The organism is Microcoleus sp. (genome assembly GCF_049646505.1).
GTDB lineage: Bacteria > Cyanobacteriota > Cyanobacteriia > Cyanobacteriales > Microcoleaceae > Microcoleus.
Genome location: NZ_JBARVX010000494.1, coordinates 1 through 5,451, shown reverse-complemented (window position 1 = coordinate 5,451; position 5,451 = coordinate 1). Strand labels below are relative to the sequence as shown.

Annotated in this window: 5 protein-coding genes; 1 reads left to right on the top strand and 4 read right to left on the bottom strand. The window is 44.6% G+C overall.

From position 1 onward, the window contains the following. Positions 1 to 13: 13 nt before the first annotated feature. The 3 genes from WBA89_RS23670 to WBA89_RS23660 all read right to left on the bottom strand — a co-directional run bounded on the left by WBA89_RS23670 (position 14) and on the right by WBA89_RS23660 (position 3,115). On the bottom strand, positions 14 to 208 hold the full coding sequence (locus WBA89_RS23670; protein WP_424409871.1) for a four helix bundle protein: 195 nt from the start codon (positions 206 to 208) through the stop codon (positions 14 to 16). A 109-nt stretch (positions 209 to 317) separates the two neighbouring features. Beyond that, complete coding sequence (locus tag WBA89_RS23665; RefSeq protein ID WP_424409870.1) at positions 318 to 1,313, bottom strand: pentapeptide repeat-containing protein; 996 nt, start codon at positions 1,311 to 1,313, stop codon at positions 318 to 320. A gap of 107 nt (positions 1,314 to 1,420) precedes the next feature. Then, the gene (locus WBA89_RS23660; RefSeq protein WP_424409868.1) at positions 1,421 to 3,115 is read right to left on the bottom strand and encodes a hypothetical protein; all 1,695 of its coding nucleotides are present in this window, start codon (positions 3,113 to 3,115) and stop codon (positions 1,421 to 1,423) included. A gap of 198 nt (positions 3,116 to 3,313) precedes the next feature. Here WBA89_RS23660 and WBA89_RS23655 point away from each other — a divergent pair, with 198 nt between their 5' ends. Then, on the top strand, positions 3,314 to 4,813 hold the full coding sequence (locus WBA89_RS23655; protein ID WP_424409867.1) for a phytoene desaturase family protein: 1,500 nt from the start codon (positions 3,314 to 3,316) through the stop codon (positions 4,811 to 4,813). A 453-nt stretch (positions 4,814 to 5,266) separates the two neighbouring features. On the opposite strand, the gene WBA89_RS23650 is transcribed toward WBA89_RS23655, so the two are convergent. Beyond that, positions 5,267 to 5,451: leucine-rich repeat domain-containing protein (locus WBA89_RS23650; RefSeq protein WP_424409866.1), on the bottom strand; the 185-nt coding region annotated here is incomplete at its 5' end.

The following is a 5,451-nucleotide window of genomic DNA, read 5'->3' as shown; positions in this document are numbered from 1 at the left end:
TACAAAACGCCGATTATCGGGAGTCATTATAACGACCTCTTCCTTCAGCAATATTAGCACAGACACTATCAGCAGACCGAACGATCTGTTTGCCGATCGTATCTTTTGTGAAGTAATCCCATTTTTTTACAATCTCCCAAATCTGATCCGCCAAACTTTCCGCCAACTTATAAACCTCTAATTCCTCAAAATCAGGTCTTCCCATCATTACCTCAAAAACTCAATTATATTAAATCCCAATTCCCAATTCCCAATTCCCAATTCCCAATTCCCAATTCCCAATTCCCAATTCCCAATTCCCAATTCCCAATTCCCAATCACCCGTGCATTTCTCCACTCGGCATAATTGTACCGCGCAATTGAGCTCCGGCTAAATTAGCAGTGCTCAAATCAGCTCTCATCAAATTTGTGCCGTGCAAAATTGCCTCCCGCAAATCTGTTCTAGCCAGGTAAGCATCAGTCATATCTGTTTCACTCAAATTTGCTTGATTAAAATTAGCTCGACTTAAATCTGCCCTCACCAAATTAGCTCGACTCAAATCAGCCATAACTAAATTAGCATTGCTCAACTTAACATCAGGAAGAAATGCACCGCGCAAATTAGCGCCAGCCAATTCAGCATCAATTAATACAGCTCTTTCTAACTTAGCATTTGTCATGACAGCCCAAGAAAAATTTGTTTCTACCAAAGTTGCTTCTGTCAAAAATGCGCCATCTAAAATAGCTTCGCTCAAATTCGCCTGAGTTAGATTTGCTTCCCGCAGAGATGCTTCAGTCAAATTCGCTTGAGAGAGATTAGCTTTAGTCAAATCTGCACCTAGCAAATTGACACCCCGCAAATCTGCACCTTGCAAATTTGCACCCCGCAAATTTACACCCTCAAAAATTCGCTGCTCCTTCCGCAAATTTGCGCCGCGCAAGCAAGCGCCGCGCAAGTCGGCAGCTTGCAAATTGACGCCTCGCATATCTGCATCGCTCAAATTTGCATCGATGAAAACTGCTAAGGAGATGTTGGCGTTGCGAAAGTCTGCACTTTGTAAAGTTGCTCCGTGGAAGTCTGCATCGGACAAATTTGCTCCGCTCAAGTTGGCCTGATTTAAGTTAGCACCGCACAACTTGGCATTAGTTAAATTTGCGCGCTGAAGGTTGATTCTGCTCAGGTACGACATCGTTAAGTTTGCACCCCAAAGGTCAGCACTGGTTAAATTGACACCAATTAAATCCGCACCGCTCAGGTAGACTCCTCTCAGATTCATACCTTGAAAATCTAGTTCTCCTGATGTATATCGCCTTAAGATTTCGCTGGCATTCATATTGTTTTGTTTTGATTTTGGGTGAAATATGCTATTTTTAGAATTCTTGAATTTCAGTCTTTGGTTTGCAGACTTAGTTTGTGCAGCCCAGACATTAATCTGGGCATTTAATCAGCTTGATTCACAAATTCTTGAGTCCACGCGACTGTTTTGTTACTTAACTGCCGCCCGTGAATTTTTACGTGAGTCAGAGTTTTTGATTTTAAAGTACACAGTTTTTTGTGAATGTATGTAGCTGTCGTCTCTTGGTTTGGCACTTCGGCGGAATCCAGAATAACGTGCAGCCAACCGTCTTTAAATCCGGCTGTAGCAGTAATTCCTTTAGGCTGTAGCAATTGATTGATCAATAGGGCGATCGCCTTTGGTTTGCCTTGTTTTGCCATTTCTACAAGCTGATACTGATTTGGCTTCGGGCTAGAGTTTGGCTCCTCTGCTGCTGAAATATTTTCGGCAAGATTCTCCGAGGTTTCAGAAGCAGAGTTCCCGCTTTCTTTTAACTCCACTTCACTCAGAATTTCCATTAATTTGTCTGTGAATCCCTGAACTTTTCCTACATAATCTTTGAGATTTTTATATTTCCAGTACAAACGCTCTTCTGCATTTTCAGTAGAAAATTTTCCGTTCAAAGCTGCTTCTAACTCGCTGAATATTTTTTCTATTTGCGCCGTTGCTGAGTTAGCACTTTCACTGACTAATCCTTTCATTTCTTCTTCCAATCCCAACTTGCGTTTGATGGAATCGCTAATATTTATAGTAACCGGAGCTGCCCGCTCGTAACTTTCTATAACTGTGGGCGTTTCTGAAACTGGTAATGTTTCAACAATTTCCTCTCGAAAATTGGCAATAGAATTATTGCTGCTGGTTTCGGGTTGTTTGAATTGTACATTTTCTGCTGTTTCCGGCACTAAGCAACTCCGATCGGGGTCATAGTGATAGTGAGTTGGAGCAGCTTGAATGATGTGAGTAATGTCGCCCGCTTCAAAATAATCGCTGCGCCTGTCAACCGGCTGCTTCTCTTCATAAAAACTGTTGTTTAAATGGGTCCGATCGTCATCTTCAGTAGCGGAATCTTCGGTTTCGTATTGTTCTTCCTGCGGCAATTTTGCGTAACAAGAATTCATCGCTTTGATAATCACGCTAGCGGCTTGGTCGCATTCGTCTGTGTTGTCGAGACTGCCCGCAGTTCTGTACAACTGAGATTCGAGTTCGGCTAGGCTGCCGCAGACATTAAACAGTTGTCGCAGCAGATTGTCAAGTTCTTGGGTTTTTAGCAGCAGCCAGTCGCGCTCGCTAAAAGTAAAAAGGTGATAAAGAGTAGAAAAAATGAGGATTTTTGCCCTCAGCGGATTGGTTTGCTGCAAGATTTTTTGTCTGACATCAAATAGATTTCCCGCGTTTCTTTCGTTCAATTCCTCTGGTGGCAGTTCTGAACTGAAGTGTTCGTCAAAGGCAGGTGCTTCGGAACCGCCAAAATTAGATATGTTTGTTTCTAATTTTGTGAAATCTTGGTATTCGTAAAGCCGGCTCAGTTGGCAGACGATTTGATCTGTCATTAAAGCGTACTCGGTTTTTTTATTGACCTTGGCAACTAGACTGTTTAAAACTGCTTCAATATCTTCTAACCTGTTGTATTTACCGCAGATTTCTTCAATTAAACTCCTGACATCGGCGCTGGCGAGTTTGGTCGGATCGTTTTCCCAACACTCTTTACAAGCAAAAAATATGATTTTTTTTATGCGCGAGAGATTGATGTCTTGTTCTAGTTCGCGAACCACTTCATCTAAAATAGATAAAGCTTGCATAGTTTTCCTCCCCAAAGAATACCCTGTTAGTCGATTTTAGATTTTAGATTTTAGATTGACTTGCAGCTTTGAATCTGGGAACCCGAACAATGGTCTAAAATTGTGCGAGCATTCACGACGATTGTCGGGGGGCTTGTTCTCGTTCCTTGCGGGTCAGCAAGCAAGCAAGAAATAATAAAATTATATCACATTTAATCGATGCAAGACTTTGATGCGATCGTAATTGGTAGCGGTATTGGCGGCTTAGTCGCCGGCTCGATGCTTTCTCGCTACGGGAAGCGGGTACTCGTCTGCGAGAGCCACACCATAGCGGGCGGGGCTGCTCACAGCTTTTCGCGCGGGGGATTTCACTTTGATTCTGGGCCTTCTTTTTATTGCGGTTTGAGCGATTCGCAGTCGCTCAATCCTTTGCGGCAAGTCTTGAATGTGTTGGAGGAATCGATCGCAGTAATTGCCTACGATCCGCTGGGCCATTACCATTTTCCTGAAGGAAGTTTGCCAGTTTATGCTAATGCGAGAAATTACTTAGATGCTGTAGCTAAATTCACACCGCAAGGCGCTATAGAATTGCAGCAATTTCAACAGAATTTATTAGTTTTGTATGAAGCTTTGCGTGGAATTCCGGCTTTGGCGCTGAGATCGGACTGGCAGTTGATACCTGTGTTGCTGTCTCGGTACTCGCCTGCTTTGCTGAAGCTGTTACCGTCATTGGGGGCGATCGCCAGTTCGGCTGGTACATTAATGGATAGAGACGTGCGCGATCCTTGGGTGCGGCGTTTGATCGATTTGGAATGTTTTTTGCTGTCGGGCTTGAAAGCCCACGAAACTGTCGCGCCAGAAATTGCTTTTATGATTGGCGAACGATCGCGAGTGGCGATCGAATATCCTGTAGGAGGCAGCGGTGCGATCGTCGATGCCTTGGTTCGAGGCTTGCAGCGGTGGGGAGGAAAATTGCGATTGGGAACACCAGTCGAGCAAATATTAGTTGAATCCGGCAAAACCGCGGGCATTCGCTTGCAAAACGGCGAAATTATCCGCGCCCCAATCGTCATTTCAAATGCCACCGTTTGGGATACTTATACAAAGTTACTGCGGCCAGAAGATTTGCCGGCAAGCTACCGAAAAACTGCCTTGTCGGTGCCAGCAGTAGACAGTTTCATGCACCTACATTTAGGAATTAAAGCCGAAAAACTCGAAGGCTTGACCGGCCACCACGTAGTCGTTCACGACAGCAAAATTGACATTACAGTACCCGGAAATACCTGCATGATTTCGATTCCGACGGTGTGGGATAAAACTCTAGCGCCGCCCGGACATCATGCCATTCACGCTTATACATTGGAACCTTACGCAGGTTGGGAGTACGGCGGCGGTTATCAGGAAAAGAAACAAGGGCGATCGCAATCTCTGTTCAAAGCTTTAGAAAAAATTATACCGGATTTGCGATCGCGAATAGTCTTAGAGTCGATCGGCACACCGCTAACCCACGCCCGATATTTGCGCCGGTATCAAGGAACCTACGGGCCTGCAATCGCCGCCGGAAAAGGCACATTTCCAGGGCCGCAAACCCCAGTCAAAGGCTTGTATCGGGTGGGAGACAGCACCATGCCGGGAATTGGCGTTCCCGCCGTCGCAGCATCGGGTATTTTGTGCGCCAACACCCTGGTAAATTCCGATGTGACTGCACAATTTTTGTAAACTAGCAGCAACAGGTTTGTAGTGAAGACTTTAGTCCTCTTGAAAATTATCAGAGGACTAAAATCCGAAGCGTCGAACACTTTATCCACCAGCGGCAAAACTGCCCATAATTGCGATCGACAAAGCCAAACCTGGCAACAGCAGCACTACTAACATCAAAGCATCGTGCGAACTCATAACTTTATCCTAATACCAACGTTCGATATCCTATCACACGCGCCCTGATTTTGCCAGGTTCTTAACAATTAAAACCCAATACGGTTTACTTAAGACGATCCCCCCTAACCCCCCTTAAAAAAGGGGGGGACAAGAGTCTTCTCAAAGTCAACCCCTACTCCCCTTTTTAAGGGGGATTTAGGGGGATCTCCGAAGTATAAATACTGCGATTGCTTTTTTTCGGATCGCTTCGCTAACGTTTCTCTCTTCGGACAATCTTAAGTGAACCGTATTAAATTAAAACCGACATATAGATTCAGGATTGACAGGACAAATCTTGCTCGCAATCGGATTTCCGCGCAAGTCAAGCGCCGTCAACCTTTGCAAAGATTGCAGCGAATTGATATCAGAAATTTGATTGTTGTACAAATCGAGCAAAAATAAGTTATTCAAAGCTTGCAGCGCCCCAGCATCCGAAATTC

Bases quoted from the DNA above. Each gene is read 5' to 3' on its own strand.
- WBA89_RS23670 (WP_424409871.1), bottom strand. From the start codon at position 208: ATGATGGGAAGACCTGATTTTGAGGAATTAGAGGTTTATAAGTTGGCG.
- WBA89_RS23665 (WP_424409870.1), bottom strand. From the start codon at position 1,313: ATGAATGCCAGCGAAATCTTAAGGCGATATACATCAGGAGAACTAGAT.
- WBA89_RS23660 (WP_424409868.1), bottom strand. From the start codon at position 3,115: ATGCAAGCTTTATCTATTTTAGATGAAGTGGTTCGCGAACTAGAACAA.
- WBA89_RS23655 (WP_424409867.1), top strand. From the start codon at position 3,314: ATGCAAGACTTTGATGCGATCGTAATTGGTAGCGGTATTGGCGGCTTA.